Annotated in this window: 24 protein-coding genes; 13 read left to right on the top strand and 11 right to left on the bottom strand. The window is 49.2% G+C overall.

From position 1 onward, the window contains the following. Positions 1-154: 154 nt before the first annotated feature. A complete protein-coding gene (locus tag C4S74_RS22455; protein WP_258042575.1) occupies positions 155-1,132 on the bottom strand; it encodes an EamA family transporter in 978 nt (325 codons plus the stop codon). 49 nt (positions 1,133-1,181) lie between these two features. After that, on the bottom strand, positions 1,182-1,634 hold the full coding sequence (locus C4S74_RS22450; RefSeq protein ID WP_103997571.1) for an Lrp/AsnC family transcriptional regulator: 453 nt from the start codon (positions 1,632-1,634) through the stop codon (positions 1,182-1,184). 341 nt (positions 1,635-1,975) lie between these two features. On the opposite strand from C4S74_RS22450, the gene C4S74_RS22445 reads away from it, so the two are divergent. Next, entirely contained in the window at positions 1,976-2,314 is a 339-nt protein-coding gene (locus C4S74_RS22445) for a helix-turn-helix transcriptional regulator (protein WP_103997570.1), read from the top strand. Between the two features lie 44 nt (positions 2,315-2,358). Then, the gene (locus C4S74_RS22440; protein WP_103997569.1) at positions 2,359-2,868 is read left to right on the top strand and encodes an SRPBCC domain-containing protein; all 510 of its coding nucleotides are present in this window, start codon (positions 2,359-2,361) and stop codon (positions 2,866-2,868) included. Positions 2,869-2,946: 78 nt separating this feature from the next. Here the strand turns inward: C4S74_RS22440 and C4S74_RS27125 are convergent, their stop codons facing one another. Next, on the bottom strand, positions 2,947-3,069 hold the full coding sequence (locus C4S74_RS27125; RefSeq protein ID WP_258042574.1) for a hypothetical protein: 123 nt from the start codon (positions 3,067-3,069) through the stop codon (positions 2,947-2,949). Between the two features lie 104 nt (positions 3,070-3,173). Between C4S74_RS27125 and C4S74_RS22435 the strand changes: the two genes are divergently transcribed. From C4S74_RS22435 to C4S74_RS22420, 4 genes are all read left to right on the top strand, one after another. After that, complete coding sequence (locus C4S74_RS22435) at positions 3,174-4,622, top strand: catalase (RefSeq protein WP_103997568.1); 1,449 nt, start codon at positions 3,174-3,176, stop codon at positions 4,620-4,622. A gap of 288 nt (positions 4,623-4,910) precedes the next feature. Further along, entirely contained in the window at positions 4,911-5,399 is a 489-nt protein-coding gene (locus C4S74_RS22430; RefSeq protein ID WP_103997567.1) for a cysteine hydrolase family protein, read from the top strand. A 234-nt stretch (positions 5,400-5,633) separates the two neighbouring features. Further along, positions 5,634-6,536, top strand: a complete 903-nt coding sequence (locus C4S74_RS22425; protein WP_103997566.1) for an SDR family oxidoreductase — start codon at positions 5,634-5,636, stop codon at positions 6,534-6,536. Between the two features lie 238 nt (positions 6,537-6,774). Next, entirely contained in the window at positions 6,775-7,335 is a 561-nt protein-coding gene (locus C4S74_RS22420; protein WP_103997565.1) for an NAD(P)H-dependent oxidoreductase, read from the top strand. Positions 7,336-7,411: 76 nt separating this feature from the next. Here C4S74_RS22420 and C4S74_RS22415 read toward each other — a convergent pair whose 3' ends face one another. The 4 genes from C4S74_RS22415 to C4S74_RS22400 form a co-directional block, all read right to left on the bottom strand. Beyond that, the gene (locus C4S74_RS22415; protein ID WP_103997564.1) at positions 7,412-7,768 is read right to left on the bottom strand and encodes a helix-turn-helix domain-containing protein; all 357 of its coding nucleotides are present in this window, start codon (positions 7,766-7,768) and stop codon (positions 7,412-7,414) included. 120 nt (positions 7,769-7,888) lie between these two features. Further along, complete coding sequence (locus tag C4S74_RS22410) at positions 7,889-8,317, bottom strand: VanZ family protein (RefSeq protein WP_258042573.1); 429 nt, start codon at positions 8,315-8,317, stop codon at positions 7,889-7,891. Positions 8,318-8,460: 143 nt separating this feature from the next. Further along, complete coding sequence (locus C4S74_RS22405; protein ID WP_103997562.1) at positions 8,461-9,594, bottom strand: DUF4179 domain-containing protein; 1,134 nt, start codon at positions 9,592-9,594, stop codon at positions 8,461-8,463. Beyond that, positions 9,581-10,114, bottom strand: a complete 534-nt coding sequence (locus tag C4S74_RS22400; RefSeq protein ID WP_103997561.1) for a sigma-70 family RNA polymerase sigma factor — start codon at positions 10,112-10,114, stop codon at positions 9,581-9,583. Before C4S74_RS22400 ends, C4S74_RS22405 begins: the two co-directional genes overlap by 14 nt. A 272-nt stretch (positions 10,115-10,386) precedes the next feature. Between C4S74_RS22400 and C4S74_RS22395 the strand changes: the two genes are divergently transcribed. From C4S74_RS22395 to C4S74_RS22380, 3 genes are all read left to right on the top strand, one after another. Beyond that, the gene (locus tag C4S74_RS22395; protein WP_103997560.1) at positions 10,387-11,223 is read left to right on the top strand and encodes a MerR family transcriptional regulator; all 837 of its coding nucleotides are present in this window, start codon (positions 10,387-10,389) and stop codon (positions 11,221-11,223) included. A 23-nt stretch (positions 11,224-11,246) separates the two neighbouring features. After that, positions 11,247-12,269: a serine hydrolase gene (locus tag C4S74_RS22390; RefSeq protein WP_103997559.1), complete on the top strand. Its 1,023-nt coding sequence runs from the start codon at positions 11,247-11,249 to the stop codon at positions 12,267-12,269. A gap of 791 nt (positions 12,270-13,060) precedes the next feature. Next, a complete protein-coding gene (locus C4S74_RS22380) occupies positions 13,061-13,864 on the top strand; it encodes a class I SAM-dependent methyltransferase (RefSeq protein ID WP_103997558.1) in 804 nt (267 codons plus the stop codon). On the opposite strand, the gene C4S74_RS22375 is transcribed toward C4S74_RS22380, so the two are convergent. Next, positions 13,842-14,663: a DUF2935 domain-containing protein gene (locus tag C4S74_RS22375; protein ID WP_103997590.1), complete on the bottom strand. Its 822-nt coding sequence runs from the start codon at positions 14,661-14,663 to the stop codon at positions 13,842-13,844. The genes C4S74_RS22380 and C4S74_RS22375 overlap by 23 nt on opposite strands. 215 nt (positions 14,664-14,878) lie before the next feature. On the opposite strand from C4S74_RS22375, the gene C4S74_RS22370 reads away from it, so the two are divergent. Both C4S74_RS22370 and C4S74_RS22365 read left to right on the top strand, forming a co-directional pair. Further along, a complete protein-coding gene (locus tag C4S74_RS22370; protein WP_103997557.1) occupies positions 14,879-16,543 on the top strand; it encodes a DUF6138 family protein in 1,665 nt (554 codons plus the stop codon). A 413-nt stretch (positions 16,544-16,956) separates the two neighbouring features. Next, entirely contained in the window at positions 16,957-17,985 is a 1,029-nt protein-coding gene (locus tag C4S74_RS22365; protein ID WP_103997556.1) for a lytic polysaccharide monooxygenase, read from the top strand. Between the two features lie 333 nt (positions 17,986-18,318). On the opposite strand, the gene nagA is transcribed toward C4S74_RS22365, so the two are convergent. From nagA to C4S74_RS22345, 3 genes are all read right to left on the bottom strand, one after another. Beyond that, positions 18,319-19,464 (bottom strand): N-acetylglucosamine-6-phosphate deacetylase, encoded by a 1,146-nt coding sequence (gene nagA / locus C4S74_RS22355; RefSeq protein WP_103997555.1) that lies wholly within the window; start codon positions 19,462-19,464, stop codon positions 18,319-18,321. Then, a complete protein-coding gene (locus C4S74_RS22350) occupies positions 19,454-20,248 on the bottom strand; it encodes a DeoR/GlpR family DNA-binding transcription regulator (RefSeq protein WP_181024511.1) in 795 nt (264 codons plus the stop codon). The genes nagA and C4S74_RS22350 overlap by 11 nt, the downstream gene beginning before the upstream one ends. Before the next feature lie 321 nt (positions 20,249-20,569). Then, positions 20,570-21,613, bottom strand: coding sequence for a LacI family DNA-binding transcriptional regulator (locus tag C4S74_RS22345; protein ID WP_103997553.1), 1,044 nt, complete (start codon positions 21,611-21,613; stop codon positions 20,570-20,572). A gap of 389 nt (positions 21,614-22,002) precedes the next feature. On the opposite strand from C4S74_RS22345, the gene C4S74_RS22340 reads away from it, so the two are divergent. Further along, positions 22,003-23,139 carry an ABC transporter substrate-binding protein gene (locus C4S74_RS22340; protein WP_258042572.1) on the top strand — a complete coding sequence of 379 codons (1,137 nt, stop codon included), beginning with the start codon at positions 22,003-22,005 and terminating at the stop codon, positions 23,137-23,139. 16 nt (positions 23,140-23,155) lie between these two features. Next, a complete protein-coding gene (locus C4S74_RS22335; protein WP_103997551.1) occupies positions 23,156-24,091 on the top strand; it encodes a carbohydrate ABC transporter permease in 936 nt (311 codons plus the stop codon). The last annotated feature ends 2 nt before the right edge of the window (positions 24,092-24,093 follow it).

The following is a 24,093-nucleotide window of genomic DNA, read 5'->3' as shown; positions in this document are numbered from 1 at the left end:
GTTCTCTCCTTTCGCTAGATTTGCTATAAGATATGAAAGATTTATATTCTTTGCTTGGACGATCATCTACTATGCATACGAAAACAAGCCATCCTCGGAAAGCGAACGAAGGATGGCTTGTTTTTATGTTGAAGCGTATCGATTAGAATACCGCTCAATCGCGGCCGGCAACGGAAGCTGACCGTCGGGCTGATTTTCTCCCGCTTGTGCTTTTTCCCGAAACCGTAATGACGGCAACCGCGGCTACAATGAAGCAAGCGGCCGTAAGCGAATTGGAGGAGAGCTGTTCACCGCCAAGGAACCAGCCCAGAAATACGGCGACGACGGGATTGACAAAGGCATAGGTGGAAACCAGAACGGGTTCCGCATGTTTCAGCAGCCAGATATAGGCCGTATAACTGACGATAGATCCGAATGCAATCAAATATCCAAGGGCCGCGAAAGAACGGAGGGTAACGGCACCCGGCTGAAAGCCGGACCACTCGCCAAGTACAAGTGAGACGATTAAAAGCAAACTTCCTCCGACGACCATTTGGACGGCGGTAGACAGCAGCGGCGATTCGGGAAGCTTGGCTTTGCGCGAATACAAAGAGCCGATTGACCAAGAGACGGAAGCGAGCAGGAGAGCGGCAATGCCTGCCATATCCAGACTTCCGCCGGAAGATGAACCCGGGTGAACGAGGATGACGATTCCCGCGAAACCGAGTACGATTCCCGTCATGACACCTGCCGAGGGCTTTTTCCGGCTAGGGCCTGCCCAACCGAATACGAGCATCCACAAAGGAACCGTAGCTACCAGCAGGGAAGCGACGGCGGACGGGACTCGCTGTTCCGCCCAAGCGACGACCCCGTTACCGCCCAGCAGCAGCAAGGCTCCTGCAATTCCTGCTCCTTTCCATTCGCCGGCATTCGGGCGTTTTACTCCTTTGAATCGTGCCAGTATGTACAAGATGAACCCAGCACTAAGAAAACGAATACCTCCCATCGTAAAAGGCGGGATCGTTTCAATAGCAATCTTCATGCCCAGGTAGGTCCCGCCCCAGAACAAGTAAACCAAGAGCAGTGCGGCCGTAATGGCCATAAATGGGGGAACCCCTGCCTGAGGAAGTTTTGTCGCCGCAGGTTGTTTCATATTCTTCTTCCTTTCAGGTTCTATCATGAAAATTACGGATAGTCCGGACTCAATTTTCTTTCTGTCCGTTTTCATAGACGGTAGACAAAATGAAAGTCGTGGAAGTTTCCAGAACTTCGTCAATCTTAACCATTTCATCGATTAAATTCGTAATGTGACCGGGATCGGATACCCTTACTTTAAGCATCATGCACCATTCTCCCGCAAGCCGCTGACATTCCAGAATCGTGACATTCGGAACCTGGAGGGCGACGATTTGGCCCGAAATTTCCTTAAAGTTCAGGCACTTCATCTTTACGTAGATATAGGCTTTGATTTTTTGTTCCAACTTGCTCCAATCAACGATGCCTCGATAACCTCTAATAATTCCGTTTTTTTCAAGTTTCGCGACTCGCTGATGAACCGCCGGACGGGAGATGTGGAGCAATTTGCTTATCTCTTCGTGAGAAAGTCTCCCGTTCTCTTCAAGCAGCCGGGTAATTTGTAAGTCGATAGGATCCATACCTAACCTCCTTAGATAAATTATAGCATGTGAATAGACTATCAAAACTATTCGTTACATAGAGCGTATAAATTCAAACGATTCGTCAGAATACAAACCGATTTTTGAAATAATTACCCAAGCTTGCAGGAAAAGAGACTACCTTTTCTTTACGAATCGTAAAGAAGGGAACGGCGATTAATCCGGCAGAAACGTGTACAGAATCCGTTGAAAAAATTTAATCAAATATATTCCTTTACAGGAATATTCCTTATATGGTATATTCAATTCAGCAAGAAAAGCAATCGTGAAAACACCCTCAGACTCTTACATACAAGTCCGACACAGAATGGAGGATGACGATGGACGCTCGCGTCATGAGTGCTCTTGCTGAGCCGAACCGGCTGCTGATATTGGAACTGCTGCGAGAACGTCCGCTTACGGTAGGGGATATTGCAGAGCGCCTTCTGCTGCGCCAGCCTCAGGCATCGAAGCATTTGCGCGTTTTGAGCGAAGCGGGCCTTGTCAAGGCGCAGGTAGATGCGAATCGGCGGATCTACAGCCTTCAGCCGGAACCGTTTCAGGAGCTGGACGAATGGCTGGAGAGATACCGCGTCATCTGGGAAGAACGATTCGACCGTTTGGACGACTATTTACAGAAGCTGCAGAACCCGGCAAACGAAGAAGACCGGCAGGACTGAGAGCAAAAGATGAAAAGAAGGACCAATTCGAGGAGGAATGTAGGATGACAACCCCAATTACTTCCAAGGTAGAAGACAAGACCCTGACACTTGAGCGTGTATTCAAGGCTCCACGCGAGCTGGTATTCCAGGCCTTCACGCAGGCCGAACATCTCAAGCACTGGTGGGGTCCGAGAGGCTGGACTATACCGGTAATTAACGTCGATTTCCGTGTCGGCGGCGTTTGGCATTATTGTATGAAATGCGAGGACAAGAATCAAGGCGACTTCTATGGCATGGAATCGTGGGGCAAGGCGGTATACAGTGAAATTCAGCCGCCCGAGAAGATCGTGTATACCGACTATTTCTCTGACGCGGAAGGCAATGTTGCGGAAAACATGCCGGCTACTTTCTGCACGTTGAACTTTGTTGAAGTCGAAGGCGGCACCAAAGTCATCAGCACAGCCGAATATGCATCGGCCGAAAGCTTGAAGCAGGTCATGGATATGGGAATGCTGCAGGGCATCACCGAGACATGGGATCGCCTAGTCGAGCACCTGGAAACGATTCAGTAGAACATGCGGTTCGGCGTTTTACACCCTATAGATAAGAAGAAGATCACTCCCCGAGTGATCTTCTTTGTCGTTAGCGGCCTAAGCGCGTTTGCGTAAACGGAGCGTGACGAAGTTAAGCTTGCGGCCGGGAACGAGCTTTGACACGCTGCCCTTAAAATCACCGTTCGTGATGTAACCGAGCAGGGAGGAGGGGATGATCATCGCCCCTTCCACGAATATAGGGAACGGAGGGTTATAAATGCTCCGAAGTACAACATATACAATAGGGTAGCCGCAAAAAAATCGGACGTGTGAGGAGGATGAGGATGGAAGGAATCAACGGACGGTTTCAACCGGACACCAGGGCTCCGCAAGGCGTTCCTCCGCAAAGACCAGCGGGGCAAAATGTACTCAGAAACGAGTCTGCCCAAGATCACTTTTCTGCCCGGCGGGCGGGAGATATACCTGCTGTTTATCATTCCCAGACGGTAGGGGACAGAGGACCTGTACTGGAACAGGACAATATTTTACACGAAACCCTGGAAACTTTTGTACATACAAAAATCTTAGAAAGACCGGTTCACGTTAAAGGCTACGGCGCTTTCGGTTACTTTCAGACCGCTCATTCCATGGCAGCTTACACAAAACTCGGATTTCTGCAGAATGTGGGTCAGCAGGTCCCCGTCACCGTAAGATTTTCCCTCGCCGTAAGCAATAAAGGCACTCCGGATACTTCCCGCAACGTACGCGGGTTCTCCACCAAGTTTTATACCGAACAAGGCGTATTCGATCTGGTCTGCAATCATATTCCCGTTTTTTCCGTGCGGGATGCCATCCGCTTTCCGGAGTCCATTAAAGCCTTCTTGCCCTCGCCGGTTAATAACCTGATCGATCCGGAAAGGTTTTGGAGTTTCGTCGTCAGAGCGCCCGAATCGACGCATTTCCTGGTCCGGCTCTACTCGGACGCGGGTACGGTCAAGAGTTTTCGCCACATCCCGGGCCATAGCGTAAACACCTATGTATGGAGGAACGCCGGTGGTGTACGCACTTATGTGAAATACCACTGGATTCCGTGCGCCGGCGTTCAGGGTATAGATCGTCAGGAAGCGGCCCGGTTGACGGAGAATCCCGATGTTGCGGGCAAAGATTTGTACGATACCCTGGCGGCGGGAAAAACCGTGGAATACGGGCTGCATGTGCAGCTTATGAATCCCGGTGACGAAGCCCGGCTTCCTTTTGACCCATTAGATGATACCAAAGTCTGGGATGAACGGCAGTATCCTCTGGTGCCGGTCGGCCGGTTAGTGTTGAACCGCAATCCAGACAACTATATGGAGCAAGTGGAGAAAATTGCCTTCTCGCCTTCCAATCTTCTGGACGGAGCCGAATTGTCGGACGATAAGATGCTGCAGGGACGCGCAAATATATATTGGGATTCACAGCGCCGGCGGCTGGGACCAGATTTCCGCAGCATTCCGGTCAACCATCAGGCGAATTGGCTGCCCGACTCTCTTGTGACCAGCGGCAGCGGTAGATATGTGGAGGGCCGTCTTATGCGGTCAGACCTGTCCAAACCGGATGATTTTACGCAGGCCGGGCAGTATTACCGCGCTTTGCCGCCTGTGCAGCAGGAGCATCTGGCAGGGAATCTTTCCGCCGATCTTGCGGGTATATCCCGAGAAACGCAAAATATTGCCTTGAGTTATTTATACCAAGCTTCGAAGGAACTGGGCGAAAAGGTTGCCCGGCAAATTCAGATGCAGACAAGGGAGTAATTTCAGTAAAGCAAGACGGCCGAGATCTCGTCTCCCTGCTTCACAATTATCTGGATAGCTTCTATGCCGGGCCGAACCATACAAACAAATGAAAGCCGGCATATCCGATACAGCCCCTCCCGCATTAAAACAGCCCGCAATTTACCAAGGCAGCCGGTCATAGAGACCTGCTGCCTTTTCCGTATTCCGGATAAAGATCAGCTATACCCGATAAATCCATATACAACTTTATTCTTGCTTTGCTATAGTGTAGAAAAAAAGCTCCAGTATATGAGAGGTAGTGAATCCATGAAAATTGCCCTTTTAATCGTCGATATGCAAATTGAATTTCTTCAGGATCAACCGGTCGCAGCCGCAAGCGAGTATATAAATCATACGGCTCAAATTCTGCGGTCAGGCGGCCACCAAGTCATTCATATCCAGGATGTGGAAGGGGCGGAAGACGAGGAAGACGCGGTTCCTGAACGGCTCCGGTTTATCCCTGAGATTGTAGTGGAGCAGGATGATCTTGTTGTGAAGAAAACGTTCTCCAACGCTTTCTGGCAAACGGATCTGGAACGGATTTTGCTTGATCGCGAGATCGGCCTGGTCGTGGTAGCGGGCTTTGACGCCGGCAATTGCGTCTTATTTACCTACAATGGAGCGATTGAACGCGGGTTTAAGACAGCCATTTTACACCGTGGCATTATGAGTTCAAGAGAAGATCTTGTTCTCCTTACCTACCGGGATCGCCATGTGGTTTCCTATCCGGTTATCGAGTTCATGGTTCAATCCTAGGCGGCTGGAATCGGACTGGCTGACCACCGTCATGGGCATCCGGCACCGCGTACTGCAAAAATCCGGCAATCCCTTGACAGATCGCTTGAAAAGGGCTGCCGTGACAGGCGCACTGATCCAAGACCGCCGTACCTATCGTTTAAATGTCCTCCATCTTGGTTACAAAGAGAAGTGTTAATCACTTTTACGTCAACTGTCGAACGATACAGATACGACCAAGAGGAGGACTTCACTATGCCGGATCAAAACCAGAATACCGTGCAGGATCCAACGACTCAATATCCGAAGGCTTCACCTGAATGGAAGCAAAAACAGCCTGAACCGGGGCTTCAGAACAAAATGACTCCCGTACCCGACGCGGGAGAGACCAGCTATCGCGGCACCGGGCGACTAACCGGCCGCAAAGCGGTAGTCACGGGAGCCGACAGCGGAATCGGACGCGCGGCGGCGATTGCTTTTGCCCGTGAAGGCGCCGATGTGGTTCTGTCTTACTTGCCGGAGGAAGAGGCGGACGCGCAGGAAGTCGTCAAGCTGATCGAAGAAGCGGGCCGGAAAGCCGTCGCTTTTCCAGGCGACCTGAAGGACGAGCAGTACTGCGGGCAGCTGATTGCGACAGCGGTGGAAAAACTGGGCGGAATCGATATTCTTGCCAACGTGGCAGGCAAGCAGCAGTTCGTGGAGGACATTGCGGATCTGACGACCGATCAATTCGACGCCACTTTCAAGACTAACGTCTATTCTCTGTTCTGGCTCTGCAAGGCTGCGATCGGACACATGAAGCCGGGCAGTTCCATTATCAATACTTCTTCCATTCAGGCGTATAAGCCGTCACCGATACTTCTGGATTACGCGACTACGAAATCGGCGATCAATACTTTCAGCAAAGCACTCGCACAGCAGGTAGCGGGCAAAGGCATCCGGGTGAATGTGGTGGCGCCTGGCCCCGTATGGACTCCCCTGCAGGTAGCGGGAGGGCAGCCGACCGAGAAACTGGCGGAATTCGGAGCGAATACGCCGCTCGGACGTCCCGGCCAGCCTGCCGAAATGGCCCCGGCCTTTGTATTCTTGGCCAGTCAGGAATCCAGCTATATCAGCGGAGAGACTCTTAACGCCAACGGCGGTACGCCTACGCCGTAACTTTTTCCGAATCCCCGAAGACGCCTGTGCCCGTAAAGGAAACGAGTTATTCATAAAAAAACTCTTACCGGTCTTCAAAAGGCGGGTAAGGGTTTTTTTAGTTTCAACAAGAAAGCGAAGGATGGGCAGCTCTCACACTTACCTTTAGGTAAGTACATGTTCTAAAAGTGCATACTTACGTATTTGCAACAGGGCCTTTATACTCTAGAGGTAAATACACCTGTAGGAGGACGAAGCCCTGAAAACACTTGTTATCGTTGCACATCCCAGTCTGGAGACATCTGTCATCAATAAGCGGTGGATAGAAGAACTGAGCAAATTCCCGGAAAAATATACGGTGCATGACCTGCATAAGGCTTATCCGGACGGGAAGATCGATGCGGAGAAGGAACAGCGGTTAATTGAGTCGCACGGCAGCTTTGTTTTGCAGTTCCCTATTTATTGGTTCAATTGTCCGCCCCTTCTTAAAAAATGGCTGGACGACGTTTTGGCATACGGCTGGGCCTATGGTTCGGGCGGCGATAAATTAAAGAACCGCAAAGCCGCTCTAGCTGTATCCGCGGGGATTAAAAGAGAAGATTACAGGGAAGAGGGGCGGTACCGTTATACGCTGGAGCAGCTATTAGCCCCGTTTGAAACGACCTTCCTTTACTGCGAGGCGGATTATCGTTCGTTTTTCGCCCACTACGGTACGGAAAACGAGCCCGGTGAAAATGAACCCGGCCATGAAAACGAGCCTCCGGGGAGCCTGCTGGAAAAAAGCGCACAAAATTATATAAATTTTATTGATCATTTGTAACAGGCGCCTTTGCTTTAGAGCTGCAAAAAAAGAAGTATCTCCCCATGGGGAGATACTTCTTTTGATTTCGTCAGCCTTATCGCTGTCCGGTTTGCGGAGCCGGCAAGTTGTTTTCTCCCCACTCGCACATCATGTTTAATAAGGGAAGGAGAGACAGGCCGCGTTCCGTTAAGGAATATTCAACTTTAGGCGGCACTTGGGGAAATTCCTCGCGCAGGATAAGTCCGTCCGCTTCCATTTCTTTTAACATGACGCTCAGTGTTTTATAGGGAATGCTTCCGATACTTCGTTTCAGCTCATTGTGCCGCATCACTTTGTTCTCGGCCAGCCAATACATAATGATCATCTTATATTTGCCGCCTATTATGGACAGCGTATATCCGAACCCGGTGTCTTTCAGTGCCACGCCGGACGGAACACAGGTTTCCCTCACAAATTACACTCTCCTTCCGGTGAGTACAGGTCACCAATAGATATACTATAAATCAGATCATTATGCAATCTTATGGGGAGAAGGTAATTGAGCAGCCCGGTAAACCCGCCGGGTTGGACGCTACAACTTGAACCTGTCTGCCAGACGCCGGATAGCGGCCGACCGCATCAGCATCCTGTAGATAAGAAAGCCAAGGACTCCCCCGAGCGTGTTGGCCAGAAGGTCATTTATATCCGTGCTCCTTCCGTTACCCAGAGTGATCCGAATGACCAACTGCAATACTTCTAAGGAGAGGCTTACAACCAGTGCCAGTTTCGCCGCTTTCGTAACGGTGCCGTATTTAGGGTTCAAGAGAGGCAGGTAAATGCCCAGCGGTACGAGCATAAGGACGTTCAGGACAAAAGTCTTTATGTCAAGCGTCAGAAGCGGAATAAAATTAATCGTTTTATACCACGGCGTCTGATTGGCATACAGCCCGATATTGATGTCAATCGGAAAAAAGACCAAATGAATGACTGCCGATGTATAGATGCAAAATGAAATCAGCAAGATGTACTGCATACCTGTAAACTTGCGTTTTTTAAATTTTGAAATCTCAAACAAAGCGACCAGGAAAATCAAAAATAACGGTATCAGTATGAAGTAGGACTCAATTGTAAATTGGATAGACATCAGTTTCGAATTTCCCCCGTTCAGTCGGCAGCATGCACGTCGATTTTCATTTCAAGCCCTTTGATGTACTGATCCTCATGCACCTTTTCCGTAAAATCATCCTTGATCACAAAAGGTTTTAAAACTAAATAGCCCGTCTTCCCGGGTGTTGAGGCGTACCGGTTGTCAAAGTTCAGTCGATTCCCTTCATATACGCCATCCCCGTTCAAAGAGGGCAGCTGCCGGCCTTGATCGTCGAAAACCGCTATACCGATCCGGCGCAATCTGTTTTCTTCTTTCACATTCAAAGCGGAGACTTTATCCAAGGCTATGGAAGAATAAATGCGGGTCGTCAAAGGCGTCGCTTGCAGAGCGGATACCGAGAATGTAAGCTCATCCTTGGTGACAGCCGAATTCGGATTCCTGTTAACGATCCGGTCCGTGGACTTACGGAAAGGGACATCCAGTTTAAACTCGTGATCGATCCCGTCCAAGACGAGCGTTACTTCGGCATTGAACGAATCGGGAACAGAGCGGGAGCCGGATGTGTCCAGCACTTCTTCGAAGATCAGCATGTCCGGATTTGCTTCCCCGGCTCCCGCAAAGAATCCGCCTTTCAGAATAGAACCCGGATCACCCTGCCGTTTCCCGTCTACGCTGAAAATAACGTTGTCAATGGCGTTATTAAGATTCACTGTCTTTTTTCCGTTATTATACTTGCCATCACGCAGATTTGGAGCCGACACTTTGAGCAAGAAGGCGGCCCGGCTTCCGTCGAAGACCGTTTCGGTTACCTCAAGCTTAACGTCCTTGTAAAATACCTCTTTGTTCACGGGTGAAGCAAGCCCGAGGTCGCCGGCGTTGCGAAGCCCGATATCGCCTTCAATGGAGCTGAAGAGGCTTCCGAGTATAGGAATACTCTTGATCGAGCTTGCCATTACGGGAGACACGAAGCCGGAAGCGAAGAGCGCCGCACCGACGATAACAGCCGCTGAAGTAACAGAGGCGATCCGGCGCAGACGGGACTTCGGTTTATGCATGCGGGTGGAAGCCCTATCCGGGAGTGAAGCGTAGGTTTCATCCAGGCGAGAGCGGACAAGCGATGAAATAGCCATATCTGCGGATTTCACTTCTTTCAGTTTTTTTAATTCGTTCCCAAGGTTAAACGGATCCATAATTGATCTTCCCTTCGCGAAGGATTTTAAATTGTTTCAGCAGGGTATCGCGCGCTCTGGAAAGGCGCATTTTGACGGCACTCTCCGAAATGTTCAGGGCGCTTGCCACCTGGCGCAGGGGCAAATCTTCAAAATAATGCAGAATGACAACGATACGCTGGTTCTCATCCAACCGGTCTACCGCTTCTCTCAAATCCACTTTATCGTACTCATCGGAAACGGAAGAGGCTGCCGGTACTTCCGAGTAAGCTGCGGTTCGGGACCTGTTTGCAAGAATCGTATGGCATTCATTTATGAGAATCCGGAACATCCAGGTTTTAAAAAATTTCGGCTCGCGCAGGGAAGGAATCGCTTTGTACGCCTTGAATACGGTTTCCTGCAGCGCATCGGCGACATCCTCGTCTTTTCCCAAAATGGATTTGGCCATATGGTGTAAAGAATCCTCCGATTGCCTGACAAGGCTGACAAAAGCTTCACGGTCGCCGGCTATCGCTTTAACCGCAAGTTTCGTTAAATCCACTTTCCACACTCCTCTTTCTTGTAAGCTTATATTTATACTAGTTAGACGGCCCAGGCCGGAATATGGTCACATTTTTTTTTTGCCGTGTGTCTGCTGCGGTGACAATAAACGTTTCCTCCAAGCAAAAGACATCGTTTACAGGAGGAGGCCGCTAATCGGCCGTTGACTTTGCCCTTAGGGGAAGCTGTACAGTGAAGTAGAACAAAGGCACAGAGCCGCCGCACAGCTCAGCTCTTAAACTCTTAAATAACCGGATGAATGGAGGTGATCGCTTGCTATCGATTGGGGAATTTTCGAAAATATGCGAAGTATCCACAAAAACGCTTCGATATTACGATGAAATCGGATTAATTAAACCCGATGAGATTAACCCCGAAAACGGATACCGGTACTATTCCATCGGCCAGCTGAAAAAGATGCTTCTGATTAACCGTTTGAAATCATATCATTTTTCTCTCGAAGAAATCAAAGCGCTGCTGGAATCGGAAGAGGATCATTCGGAAGAGAAGCTTTATTCGGCTCTTGGCCGCAAAAGGAAGGAAATCCGGGAGAGGCTGAATGCTTTGGAATACACGCTGAATCAGATAAGTACGGACATCGTCCATTTGCAGAAGGGCATACCCCTGATGTCACACGTGGACCAAATAGAAGTGCAGCTTGTTGAAACCCTGCCCGTGAATATCCTTTTTACGCGTCAGATGTTAAGCAGAGATGACTTTGCCTCGGGCTATGCGGAGTATTTTAGCAGGCTGTACGAGAAGATTGCCGCCGAAAAGCTCACCATGCTGGGGACGCCGATGACGATTTATCACAGCCTCGATTACGATCCTGCGGGCAGTGATACGGAGTTTGCGATCCCGATTGCGGAGGCGGTTAAGGGGACGCGGGATTTGCCGGGAGGTCTGTGCGCGAAGTCCGTATGGAACGGTTCCTACCCGGAATTAAGACCGGTTTATGCCAGGCTTACGGAATGGATAGCGAATGAAGGCTATGAATGGGTGAGGCCGCCCTACGAAGTATATGTAACCGATCCCCACCAGGCCGAGGTGTCGGGGGATATCGTTACCGAAGTGTATGTTCCGGTAAAGAAGAAACGGCTTATACACTGACAATACATAGGGAGGTGTGGATCATGCGAAACAGCTGCTGGCCGACTGAAAAATGGCAAGCCGAAGATCCGGAAGCTCTGGGAATGGACCCGGAAAAGCTTGCAGAACTCGAACCTGTTGTACGATCCGGGTACGGCAACATAAACGGAATGGTTATCGTTAGGAAAGGGTTTCTTGCCTATGAGAACTATTACAACGGTCACGGACCGGATGATACGCACCATGTGGCATCGGTTACGAAAAGTATTTTGTCCGCTCTGATCGGGATTGCCATAGACGCGGGTTTTATTAAACATGCGGATCAGAAGGTGCTGGATTTTTATCCCGACTATATTCCCGATGCCGCTGACGGGCACATACGTGACATCACGCTGCGCCACCTTCTTACGATGACGGCTCCCTATCCGTTTGAGGATTGGCATGAACCGCTCGACAAGATGTGTATGCAGCCGGATTGGGTAAAGTACACGCTGGATATGCTGGGTCAAAAAGGTGAGATCGGAGCATTTAAGTATTCTACGGCGGGGGCGCACCTGCTTTCGGGCATCATCACCCGCAGTACAGGCAGAAGTGCACGGGAGTTTGCCAACGAACGGTTATTCAGCGCCATCGGTATGCAAAAGATTCCGGATTACGGAATGAAATCGTTCGGGTTCGAGGACTTATTCGGGACGGGAGTAAGGGGTTGGGTTAACGATCCCGACGGCAACTCCACGGGAGGCTGGGGACTCACGCTCACTCCCCGCGATATGGCGCGTTTCGGTCTTCTTTATTTGAACCGCGGCTTCTGGGATCACACCCGGATTATTTCGGAAACATGGATTGATGAATCGACAGCAATGAATGAGAATCATTACGGTTATTTGTGGTGGCTGCGCGATGAAGGCGGAGTTTATGCCTATATGGCGCTGGGCGACGGCGGGAATGTCCTTTGCTGTATACCCGGGAAAGAACTGATCGTTGCCATTGTGTCCGAATTTATCGTGCAGCCCCGTGACAGATGGACGCTGATAAAAGATCATATTCTGCCTGCGGTCATCGCTTAAGCAGACCGCCCGGCATACCTTTATCAGCAAAGAAACGAGCGTATACATTTTAGTCCCTGCATCGGGGACTTTTTTATTTGGCCTAAAGAGTCATTCTTACCATTGACGAGAGAGTCACCGCTCCCAGGTTCTGCTGATCACAGACGACAGGCGGATCATACCCGCTTTAGCGGGTACATCGACTCTGACGGACAGTTCCTTCCCCTTATAGTCCAAAGTCATTTGATAAGAACAGAAGGATCTGTCATATCGAAAAGTTCCCATTCCATCGATCGAATGGTCCGGTTCAAAAATGAGGTTATCGGAATACACCCGTTCTTTCACATCGGATTGCAGTCTGTACGGAGTTCCGATAGTTTATTTTCCGAGCAGTAAAGCTCTTTCAACAGCGGATTATGAGTCAGATCCAAGCGGCTAAGATGATTTTGGAAACATCTTAAACTTTCTAAAGCCGGGCACCGGGATACAACCAACTGCTTCAAATGCTTTCAAAAAGACGCTTGACATTCCGAAGTATTCGCAGCTATCATGGATGCATGAAGTCCATAATTATAAAAGTGCTCCAATCGCCTAAAGCGGAATGACCGGAGCGTCACAGTTACAAACGGTCAATGCCGGGTGATGATAAAGGACTTACCGGGTGCTTGTCCGGTGGAATTGTTCTTGTTACACCTAAGGCAAAGAGCAATCCTTTGATATATTGTGGATATCATCCATCCGTATAATCCATAAAAGATGCGTGGATGATTCAGCTTTCCCGCCAATTATAAACAGAAGGAGATTTTACCTCTATGTGCAGCCAATCCGACACCAATCCTTTCCATTCGAAATTGTCTCAAGTTAATCAAAATTTTAGTACGAACCCGGGAGCCGGAGTCTTGTCCTTGCTGCAGCCGCAGCCCGGTGAGCGGATCCTGGACATAGGATGCGGGAACGGGGATTTGATGTCCGAGATCGCGGCTGCCGGTGCTATACCTGCGGGCATCGATCTATCGCAGGAAATGGTGAAGCGGGCGAGAAAGAAACATCCCGGGCTGGAGATTCAAGTGGGAGATGCCAGCCGTTTCAGGACCGATGTCCGCTATGACGCTGTGGTTTCACATGCGGCGCTGCATTGGATCAAGGATGCTCCCGCTGCCGCCCGTACCATCTGGCTGGCCCTTCGGGACGGCGGCAGATTCGTTGCGGAATTCGCCGGCAGCGGCAACGTAGCCGTACTGACCACAGCCATCGAGAAGGCCCTGGTGGAGCATGGGTATGTGTGGGAGGGGCGGGATCCGTGGTATTTGCCCACGATCGGCCAGTACGCCGGTCTGCTGGAGCGGACCGGCTTCCGGGTCACACTGGCTCAGCACTTCGACAAGCCCACTCCGCTCAAAGGAGAGAAGGGAGTCCGGTTCTGGCTCGACAGTTTCGCCGAGCATTTCTTTCCGGACGTAACTCCGGCCGACAAAGCATCCATCTATGAAGCCGTCGAGGCACAGGTTACGCCCCGCCTTCTGCGGGAAGGGCAGTGGATGCTCGACACCAGCCGATTGCGTATCGAAGCCGTTAAGGAATCTGTCTTTTTACCTAATGATGGAAAGCAGGATTAACGCCGCCGCTTACGCCTGTCAAAGACCGCTCGAACATCTCGATGATCTCCAGAAACCTTTCCGCTTCACGAAAAACATGGTCTGCCAATAAAGGATGGATGATGCTTTTTATTTTGCATTGCTCAATTAAATCTCTTGCGGTTTTCTTGAAATCCTTTAGTGACGCAACCGATACCCGATTCTGATCAAGAAATTGGTTTAACAACGGCGCTGTCTGAGATTGAGGGCGCATCGAGTCCATATCCCTGGCCTGATATAACAATTGATCGAAATCATGGCTGAAATCCCGGGCTTGTTCCACTAACTTCCGCTCGGAAGGGTCCAGCAGATGCCCGATAAATTTTGCATGGTCCGCCATAATGCGTAAGAAAAAAACATTTTCATCAATAATGGCATCTTGAAGCGGCTCTAGCTTCCCTTGATTCAATTCTTCCAAACGATTGCGGAAATATCTTGCTTCTCTGCTGACATGATCCACTAAGAGAGGAAAGTTCGTTTGCCCCGGAAGCCGGCAAGTCAGAATGAGGCCGAGTACTTTTCGTTTAAAAACCCAAATATGCGAAGCGGCTGTGTGTACTTCTTGATTAAAGGTGCAGATCACAGCCGGATCCGTTTCTTCGGGAAAGGAATGTGCCTTCTGCTCAATCGCTTCGAACGTACGGTAAAAATGGTTGGCTTCATTTATGAGTTGGGTGTCTTCGCTTCGGAATCCTAAACGCAGGAAAAAAGAATGCTCTTTCATAATGCGCGACCAAAATCTAATTTCCTCCAACGAACGGGAAACAAACACATCAGCCATATAATTCCCCCCAAGTAAACGTACTTTCGTAAAAGGATATGAGCAGGGCGGCTTGTTTAAATACCAATAATTAAGAAAATACAGGGCGAAAATAAGACCCTTCCATGTCTGCATGCTCCATCCTGTTAACATGTCGTAATATAAAGTAATATTCAACCATTAATGCGTTGGACGACTATTCATCTATACCGCCATATAAAGGAGCACTAGACGACATGGATCTCACTCCCGAAACGATTCTGGACGAAATGAAGCGCCAAATCGATAAATGGATCGCCTATATCAGCGACAAGGACGCGAATCAAATCATAAAACGCACTACGCTGCAGCTCGGAATTCACGATTACGCTCTGCTTGAATACGTCAAGGGCAGGGTCACCGTAACGGATAATAAGATCGACTTTGCGATACCGGAAGACGGGGCCGGAAAGAGCCGGCCTGCGGAAATGCTGACCGGGGAACATGTGCGGGAACGAATTGTCCCCGAGCTGGCCTCTTATATCCGGGATACGTTTAAGGAGATTCCTTCCGCGGTAATCGACTATCATTTCACTTGGAACGGTAAGTTTCAGACGAAGGACGGCGAGATTCACGTTCTTCTTTACGAATACATCGACGAAGCGAAGAAGAAGCTGCTGCTGGAACGAATCTCCGATTATATCGCGAAAAAGCTTGAAGAGGGAAAATACCCGACCAAACCTTTGGAGACGTTTTTCCTCTCCAGACATCTGTTGGACGAAAGATTGTTTCCGGAAATGGATGCCGGGCGGATTATTTCCATTTTCGAAAAGATCCAGAAGGTGAACAAAGGAAATAAACACCTTGCCGAGCACCGGAAAGATGTGACCTCAGCCCTGCGCAATTGGGTGGAAGATTGCTGGCTGCCCCGTTATTTTGACCCGGTAAGCGAACAACTGCCCATAGAATATAAGAAAAAGAGCGAGGCCCGGCTGGAAGATACCGAGCGGGGTCCCGTCGAACTCGTCATCTATACCGCGGTTATGATTCTAAAATATGAGCCCTCTTACAGCAGAAGCACGGGGCTTTCTATGCTGAACTGCGCTATCGAGCTGGGAAGCGATAAGGCCAAGCGTCTGACGGCGGAAGGCAGCGGAACGCTCGCCAAGGAAGATGTCTGCCGGAGCGATGAGTGGGTTGAATGCAAAGCCAACGATGTGTTTGCCGAAGTAACTCTGGTTATTAAACAGGAAACGGAGGAGAGCTATGGCCGTGCGCTAAGGTTTCTGACCCGCCTGCTCAGCCTGGGCTTCCCCAAAAGCTATCAGATCAAGCTAAAATCCGGCGTCAAACATTGGCTGCCGATCAAAGGCTTGGCCAAGTCGGGAACGCACCGCTTCTTCGCCCAAGCCCTGGAATACCCGAGCCTGCATCCGCTTCTGGAGGAATACGCCCGGACTGCGATGGAACCGTTCGAATGGTATGCGGATACGGAAGGGGAGAAGAGCTGCATGCCGGGCAGTTATGCGGTCTTTGGCCTCGGCTTGGCGAATCGGGCTTATTTTCCGTTAGTCGAAGACTATATGACGAAGGTTGATGAGGAACACCAATCGGTGCAAAACCAATTCACGATCGCTTTGGTCGAACGGCACGGCGTTAACGCGGAGACCATTCCTGTTTTGGTGAAGTGCATGCTGCACAGTACGGATTCCATGAAACTGAAGATTAAAGCGGAGATGGAGGACGGCAAGAACCTCGGTCTGCTGCTTGAACAGGTCAGAAATCTCCGCCACTATGAAGCGGAGCATATCCTTTATTTGATCTGGGGCGGTGCGGATAAGCTGAAGAAACTGGCCGCCAAAGCCGATGGAGAGCGCGCACAACAGCTTAACGAGCTTGTGGGGCTGGCCGGTCGGCGGTAATTGTAAATGCCTTGCGTAGGAGAACGCATAAGAAAGTCGCCGTTGGCGGCTTTTTTTTGCTTGCATGCCGTCATCATGAGCGCACCGCCGGATATACCGGTTTTTTCGAAACCGGGGAAGTCTGACATTGGAGCATACGGTGAGTTTTTGACGGCAGCATTTTTTCCAAACGACGAAATGAATAGGAACGTATGCTGTAGAAGAAAAATGATACATTTCGTTACAAGTACACCTTTTTTTGTTAAAAATGATTGTGATCTAAACCATTTAGGCTTATAATATGGAAGATATATCCACGGGGTCTCTTCTAGCAATACTCATCCTCGTAGGATAAACATAGGAAAGAGGTGAGAGACTTAAACCTAATATGTAAGCGCTTTTCTGTTTGAAAACCCAAAATTGAGGAGGAATGAATGATGAATTTGGCTTTGCCGAACAATGCTTGGCTGCAAAAACTGGTCGTGGCATGCGGAATGCTGCTGATGCTCGCTTTAGTGATGGTTTTGTTTCCCGAAAAAAGCTCGGCTCACGGGTATTTGGATGTACCTGCAAGCCGTGCTCTTTTGTGCAAAAACAACGTGAATACGGATTGCGGAGGGGCTTCCTACGAGCCGCAAAGCGCCGAAGCGGGCAAAGGCTTCCCTAACGGAGGCCCCGGCGACGGACACATCGCGAGTGCAGGCAATACTTTCCCAAAACTCGATGAGCAAACCTTCACACGCTGGAGCAAGGTACCTATGAAAGCGGGTCCTCAGGCTTTCAAATGGCAGTTGAACGCCGCTCACGCCACGACGACTTTTAAATATTTCATCACCAAGCCCGGCTGGAATCCGAATGCTCCTCTCACGAGAGCTTCCTTTGACTTGACGCCTTTCTGCCAGGTGGATCTGAACGGTGCAAGCCCTTCCAACTACTACACGACGAATTGTAACGTTCCCGAGAGAACCGGTTACCATGTCATTCTGGCTATCTGGGAAGTCTCCGGAGCGCCTACCGCTTACGTCAACGTAGCGGATGTGGATTTCGGCGGCGGCAGCGCGCTTCCAGCACCGGCAAACCTGGCTTCCACAGCCGTAACGGAAAACAGCGTTTCCTTGAGCTGGGCATCCGTAGCGGGCGCGGCCAGCTACCAAGTATACCGCGATAACGTTGCGGTAGGCACGACAACTTCGACATCCTACACGAACACGGGCTTGTCGAACGGCACTTCCTACAGCTTTACCGTGTCCGCTATCGATTCTTCAGGCAAAGCGTCTCCATCCTCAAACGTAGTGACAGTCAAAACTACAGGGGGCAGCACAACCACGTATCCGGCCTGGAGCGCGACTACAGTTTATGTGGGCGGTAACAAGGTATCCTACAACGGTGTCAACTATGAAGCCAAATGGTGGACACAAGGCGAAACTCCGACCGGCACTAACGTGTGGAAGGTCATTCCTTAACGCTAGAACGCCGCAAGCCCTGGAGGCATAAACCTCCAGGGCTTTTTTTCCCCTTTTCCGGGTTGAGGTTTTGCGGGATACCACACTCTAACCATAAGCCCGCGGTGATTTTGAGGAAGGCTAGGAGAGCGAAGACAGCCGCAAGGCCTGCACCTAGGCTGATTTTTTCGATTCCTCATGAAAAGCAGTACCACCAGCAGAACCAGATTGGAGCCAATAAGCAGAATTTCATACAAACGCATAACAATCTTTCCCGTTTTTCATCTTTTTTCCTTTTCTATTGTAGAAATCCAAGGTTAAAGATGAGGGAGAGGGAGTTTAAATGTTGGTTAATTAGACGATAGAACCTTTAATCATTGTCCATTGTACTTGAAATTGTTCGTCTAACAAGACAAGATCGGCATCAAAACCCGCGGAAATCTTACCTTTGGCAGCCAGTCCTAACAGCCGTGAAGGTGAACTGGATGCCATTTTAACCGCGTCCGTTAAAGAAATACCGGTTTCTACGGTTAGACGAAGTGCCTCATTCATCGTAACCGTACTGGAAGCTAAAGTTCCGTCCTCAAGGCGTGCTACACCTTCGGAAACCGTAACGGGATGGCCGCCGAACATATATTTCCCATCACCGAGCCCCATGGCTTGCAGAGCATCTGTGATAAGTACCATGCCATCCGGTCCTTTGAGACGATGCATCATTCGAACGATCGCGGGATGCAAATGAATGCCGTCTACAATCGCTTGGAGGCTTACATGTTCTTGCTCAAAAGCGGCTACAACCAGACCGGGATCCCGATGATGAATCGGACGCATGCCGTTGAAACAATGCGTAACATGACTGGCTCCCGCTTCAAAGGCCTGTTTGGCCTCCTCGTATGTGGCATCCGAATGCGCGACGGCGATAATTACGCCCCTCTCCTTCAGAAAAGAGACGAGTTCCATACCGCCGGGTAATTCAGGAGCTATTGTAACCATCTTGATCAGCCCGTCCGCTTCATCAAAAATTTCTTTCATTTCAGTAAGATCCGGATGTCTTAAAAACCGTTCATTTTGCATCCCTTTACGCTTCGGATTCAGGTAAGGACCTTCTAGATGAAGCCCGGCAATTTTGGCCCCGGCTTCATGCCCTGCGACACGCTTCACACTACGAATCATGGCTATTAATGCTTCAATCGTCGAGCTGACGGAGGTGACCAGAAATGAGGTGCAGCCCGTTGCTGCACAAGCTCGCGAAACCTCCTGAATACTCGTCTCGCTTCCATCCATCATATCGAAACCGTTGGCGCCGTGAATATGGACATCGATCATGCCCGGGATTAATAAGTGGCCTTGACCGTCCATAAATTCATAATCACCCTCCGGAAGAGCAGATAGGGAGCTTTCTATCCGCTCAATAATTCCGTCTCGTATCCAAAGTGTGGCAGACATACCGGAGTTATCTTCTTGAACCACGTTTACATTGTGCAAAATTTTAAGACTCATCTGTATATTCCTCCTCGTATTTGTCTTTCTCCTCACATTGTATAAGCGTTATATTTTTAGTATGAAGTACTTCTCTAATAGCGAAAGGCACTTCTTGATCGGTAATCAAAATATCTACAAAATCAAAATCCAACCGATAAACCGACTTGCTTGTAAACTTCGTAGAATCTGCTACAACAATGACCTGATCCGATCTGCGGGCCATCTCTTTTTTAACCGAAACATCCTCTTCGTACGGAAAGTAAAGCCCATCGGCTCGTATAGCCGTAGCTCCGATAAAAGCCTTATCGGCTCTTAATTCCCTTAGCTTGTCGATGACGGAAGGTCCGTATAACAATCGGTTTTTGGCATGTAAATAGCCGCCGAGCACATAAACTTGCAGATCTTCCCGACCGGAGAGAATCCCTACAATATCTATGGAGTGCGTTACCGCCGTAATATGTTTAGCAGAAATTTGTTCGGCTGCGGACTGTACCGTAGTGGATACGTCCAAAATGACGGTTTCGTGATCTTGAACTAATTTAGCCGCTAACTTCCCGATTTTTCTTTTACTGTCTGTTTCGTCAATTAAACGTTCCTGATAAGTGGCTATTTCCTTCTGTAATTGAGGGAGAGCGACACCTCCGTGTGTACGAATAACGACCCCTTCTTGCACTAATTTAACAATATCTCTTCGGGCCGTATCCCTAGATACATTTAGAAGCGAACAAATATCCATCACACTCATCGCGTGGTGTTTATTAATATAGTCGAGTATTTTCAGTAATCGTTCTTCTTGATACATCATTTTCACCTCTCATAAGTAAATTTATCATATATTTTAAGTATTTCAAGTTAATTTTTAAGTACATGTAAGTACTTTGTTGATTTTGCTAGGAATAATGAGCGGAAGAAAGTAAAAGTAATTTAGCGGATCTTGATGATCCGAGATCGTCGGTAACTAATGTTAGGAGTTTTTGAAAAAATAAAAAACAAGCTATCCTTCAATTTAGTCCAGGATGGCTTGTTTTTATGAATAAACGGATCGGCCTTTAAGTCGAGGTATCACTCCGACCGGGAAAATAATGTCCTTACGGAGGAGGATGACTTTGCCGGGCGACCGTGTTTAGCGGGTTGCGTTGTTGTTGTCTTGAAGCTTATGCAAACGACGGTCGCTTGACTGGCGAAATAGAGGTTGAAACGGCAGCAAAATTTTGACTGGGAGAGGATACGGCGTTTGCATTTCCTGAAGGACCGTTCTTGCGGCGACACTTCCGATTTCAAAGGTAGGAATATGAATCGTCGAGAGGGGGGGAACCGTGTAACGGGAAGGCTCATTGTCGTCAAAACCGATAATGGCGAAATCTTGCGGGATTCCATAGCCCTTCTCGGAAATGGCGCGCATCGCCGCCATCGCCATAATATCGCTGGCCGCAAAAACGGCGGTAGGCAGGTGGCCGCGATGTTCGTCGATGTAATTCAGGACGAGCCGGTAAGCCTGATCGGGTTCCCACTCGGCGTTAAGCACATACTGCGGCTGAACCGCCAAACCGGCTTGCTCCAATGCCAGCTTGTATCCCCGGTAGCGTTTTTCCCTCTGGAATTCTCCGGACAAGCCGGTGCCTCCGATAAACAGGATATCCCGGTGGCCCTGATCCGTTAAATGTTTGACGGCTGTACGAGCGGCTTCGACCCGGTCATAGGAGATAGTAGGAATATCCGGATCGGATACGTCGATCCCGACGATATGTTCCACATGCTTGCGGATATAATCATACAAATTCTTCTCGATGCCCTCGATGATAATGAGGCCTCCGGTTTGGTCTTTGTGGATGACCTGCTGCAAAATTTCAGGTTTTTGCAAATCTTCTTGCGTATAAGTGAACGCAATCTGATAGCCGTGAAGAGACAATTCTTTCTCTATTCCCTCGAAAATAACGGAGAAGTAGGGATGGTAGCGCCTTCCCTGCATCGTAGAAACGATACAGCCTATTCTCTTCACAGGCTCTTGTGCGGAAAGCTTGATCGTGTAGCCGAGTTCTTGGGCAGCGTCCCAAATTTTTCGGCGAGTTTTGCTAAGGGAGGCGCGGCTGATATCGTCAGCCAGAACACGGGAAACCGTAGAAATGGAGACACCGACCCGGTCCGCTATATCTTTTAGTGTGGGCATGCTATAACCTGCCTTCATTTCATTAAGGATGAACGAACAAAAATTCTTACTCTCTATGTTAAGTAAAATAAAAACGCAGGTCAACTGAAAATAAGAACAAATAATTTGCAATTAATGATCATAATTTTGCATATAAAATGCAAAATAAATATTGACGTCTCATTTTTGTGGAGGTATTATTTCTATGTAGACGTAGAAATTTCCAGATGAAATAAAAAGAAAGGGGTTACAAGTTGAAAATAGTCCGTTTTTTTTCATTTATTTCTCTGTTGTTTGCAATGATTATCGTTTCGTCTTGCGCAAATGATAAAGAAACGACGGCTGATAATTCTGCAAATCCGGACGGTAAAGTGAAACTCGTTTTTTGGAGCCATCAGGAAGATGCCTTTATGAATGCGTATAAAAATTTGATTGCCGCTTATCAGGCAAAGTATCCGGAAGTAGAGATCGACTATCAATCCTTTCCATACGATGTTTACCCTCAGAAGCTAAAAGCTTCTTTCATTGCCAAAAATCCTCCGGACATCGCCGAGATGTTCGGCACCTGGGTTCCCGTCTACTCCACGAACGGGCTGCTGGCGGAAATACCGGACGGCGAACGTCTCCGGGACGGCTATTACAAAGCCCCGCTAGGGGGATATTCATTGAACGGTAAGCTTTACGGACTTCCGCTCGAATTCAACATCGAAAACGGCGGCATGCTGATCCATCCGCAAATGTTGAAAGAGAAGGGGATCGCCCAGCCTCCTTCTAGATGGGAAGAGCTTGTGGAGAGCGCCCGTAAGCTGACGGTCCGGGACGGAAAGGGCATCAAGGTCAAAGGGTTTGATTTTGTATCCGGCGACAATATCACCTTCACGTTCTTGTCCATGATTTTGCAGCAAAAAGGGAAGTATTGGGACGAAAATGATCACGTGAACTTCCGGACGCCGGAGGCAAAAAAAGCGATGCAAGCTCTAATCTCGCTTATCAAAGACGATAAAGTCGCTGATCTCACGACGTTCGGCGGCGAGCTTGATACCTCCGACTATTTCTTTCAGGGAAGTTCGGCAATGACGTATCGCGGACCCTGGTCCATAGCCGCCGGTTTGAATACATACAAGGCAGACGACTTCGAGTATGTGCCGGTGCCGTCTTTCACGGAGAATCCGCCCACATATGCTGCCGAATCCGGCTGGGGACTGGTAGCCGCACAAAAAAGCAAGCAGCGGAAAGCCGCCGTCGATTTTATCGAATTCGTTTCTTCCAACGAAAATCTGCTGGAATGGAATCTGAGCACGTTTACGGTCCCCGCCAAAAAAGAGGTGGCCGAAAATCCCGAATTTCTCAAAGCTAATCCTTTTATGAAAACTTCGCTGGATATTTTGACGCTGGGAGAGTGGATCGGACCGATTACGGACCGGGATTATTTCTTCAAAGTGATCAACGACCATTTTCAATTAATGGCAAGCGGACAGGAAACCGTGGAAGCGGGTCTGAGGGGCATTGAAAAATCAATAAACGACAATCAGGATCAACACAAATGATCGGAGTGATCGGAGTATGAATCTTGAACCGGCAGCAGGCAGAACTCGAAAGATTCCACCGGCAGCCCAACATAAAGGCCGAAAGAACGCGCGCGCGTTTGTTTATTTGTCACTGATACCGATCCTGCTGTTATTCGGCGCATTCGCTTTTCTCCCGATCGGCTGGAGTCTCGGGCTTTCCCTTTTCAAATATAATCCCCTCAGCTCCAGCACGACTTTCATCGGTGCGGCGAACTACTCGCGGATGCTGGGAGATTCGGTCTTTCTCAAATCGCTCTGGGTGACGGTTAAATTTGTAGTCGTTGCCGTTGCGGTGAATATAGCCGTCACTCTGCTCATTGCGGTGGCCATTCAGCGGCTGCAAACAGGATGGCTGCGCAATTTAATGCGCACGGTGTTTTTCCTGCCGACGATCGCTCCGCTTGCCGGAACGGCTATCGTGTGGAGCACAATGTTCAATTATAATCACGGCTTGTTCAACATGCTGCTTGAGAAGCTGCACATGGCGCCCGTCCAATGGCTGAGCGACCCGCATTATGCGCTGTATTCCGTCATTATCATGACGTTGTGGGCGGACATCGGCTACAATATCGTCCTGTTCATCGCCGGAATCGATTCCATTCCCGGGCTGTATTACGAAGCTGCTCTCCTGGACGGAGCGAACCGCTGGCATTCATTCCGGTATCTGACGCTTCCCCTTCTGCGGAGAACGATGCTGTTCGTATCCGTGACTACGGTCGTCTCTTATTTTCAGGCCTTCGCCCAATTCCAGATCATGACCAAGGGAGAACCGTTTAACGAAACGAGAGTAATTGCCCTGCATATTTATGAGATGGCTTTTTCCAACTCCAACATGGGCTATGCGTCTGCGATGGCGACTGTTTTCTTGATGATTATTCTGGCCGTGACCGTCCTGCAGCTTAAATGGGGCCGCACGGATTGGGAACATTGAAG

Source organism: Paenibacillus sp. UNC499MF (assembly GCF_900107975.1).
GTDB lineage: Bacteria > Bacillota > Bacilli > Paenibacillales > NBRC-103111 > Paenibacillus_F.
The sequence above is the reverse complement of the archived record's forward strand: the minus strand, read 5'-3'. Positions and strand labels throughout refer to the sequence as shown.

Coding starts and splice junctions, on each gene's coding strand:
- C4S74_RS22455 (WP_258042575.1), bottom strand. CDS start 1,132: ATGAAACAACCTGCGGCGACAAAACTTCCTCAGGCAGGGGTTCCCCCA.
- C4S74_RS22450 (WP_103997571.1), bottom strand. CDS start 1,634: ATGGATCCTATCGACTTACAAATTACCCGGCTGCTTGAAGAGAACGGG.
- C4S74_RS22445 (WP_103997570.1), top strand. CDS start 1,976: ATGGACGCTCGCGTCATGAGTGCTCTTGCTGAGCCGAACCGGCTGCTG.
- C4S74_RS22440 (WP_103997569.1), top strand. CDS start 2,359: ATGACAACCCCAATTACTTCCAAGGTAGAAGACAAGACCCTGACACTT.
- C4S74_RS27125 (WP_258042574.1), bottom strand. CDS start 3,069: ATGATCATCCCCTCCTCCCTGCTCGGTTACATCACGAACGGTGATTTT.
- C4S74_RS22435 (WP_103997568.1), top strand. CDS start 3,174: ATGGAAGGAATCAACGGACGGTTTCAACCGGACACCAGGGCTCCGCAA.
- C4S74_RS22430 (WP_103997567.1), top strand. CDS start 4,911: ATGAAAATTGCCCTTTTAATCGTCGATATGCAAATTGAATTTCTTCAG.
- C4S74_RS22425 (WP_103997566.1), top strand. CDS start 5,634: ATGCCGGATCAAAACCAGAATACCGTGCAGGATCCAACGACTCAATAT.
- C4S74_RS22405 (WP_103997562.1), bottom strand. CDS start 9,594: ATGGATCCGTTTAACCTTGGGAACGAATTAAAAAAACTGAAAGAAGTG.
- C4S74_RS22390 (WP_103997559.1), top strand. CDS start 11,247: ATGCGAAACAGCTGCTGGCCGACTGAAAAATGGCAAGCCGAAGATCCG.
- C4S74_RS22380 (WP_103997558.1), top strand. CDS start 13,061: ATGTGCAGCCAATCCGACACCAATCCTTTCCATTCGAAATTGTCTCAA.
- C4S74_RS22375 (WP_103997590.1), bottom strand. CDS start 14,663: ATGGCTGATGTGTTTGTTTCCCGTTCGTTGGAGGAAATTAGATTTTGG.
- C4S74_RS22370 (WP_103997557.1), top strand. CDS start 14,879: ATGGATCTCACTCCCGAAACGATTCTGGACGAAATGAAGCGCCAAATC.
- C4S74_RS22365 (WP_103997556.1), top strand. CDS start 16,957: ATGATGAATTTGGCTTTGCCGAACAATGCTTGGCTGCAAAAACTGGTC.
- nagA (WP_103997555.1), bottom strand. CDS start 19,464: ATGAGTCTTAAAATTTTGCACAATGTAAACGTGGTTCAAGAAGATAAC.
- C4S74_RS22350 (WP_181024511.1), bottom strand. CDS start 20,248: ATGTATCAAGAAGAACGATTACTGAAAATACTCGACTATATTAATAAA.
- C4S74_RS22345 (WP_103997553.1), bottom strand. CDS start 21,613: ATGCCCACACTAAAAGATATAGCGGACCGGGTCGGTGTCTCCATTTCT.
- C4S74_RS22340 (WP_258042572.1), top strand. CDS start 22,003: ATGAATGCGTATAAAAATTTGATTGCCGCTTATCAGGCAAAGTATCCG.
- C4S74_RS22335 (WP_103997551.1), top strand. CDS start 23,156: ATGAATCTTGAACCGGCAGCAGGCAGAACTCGAAAGATTCCACCGGCA.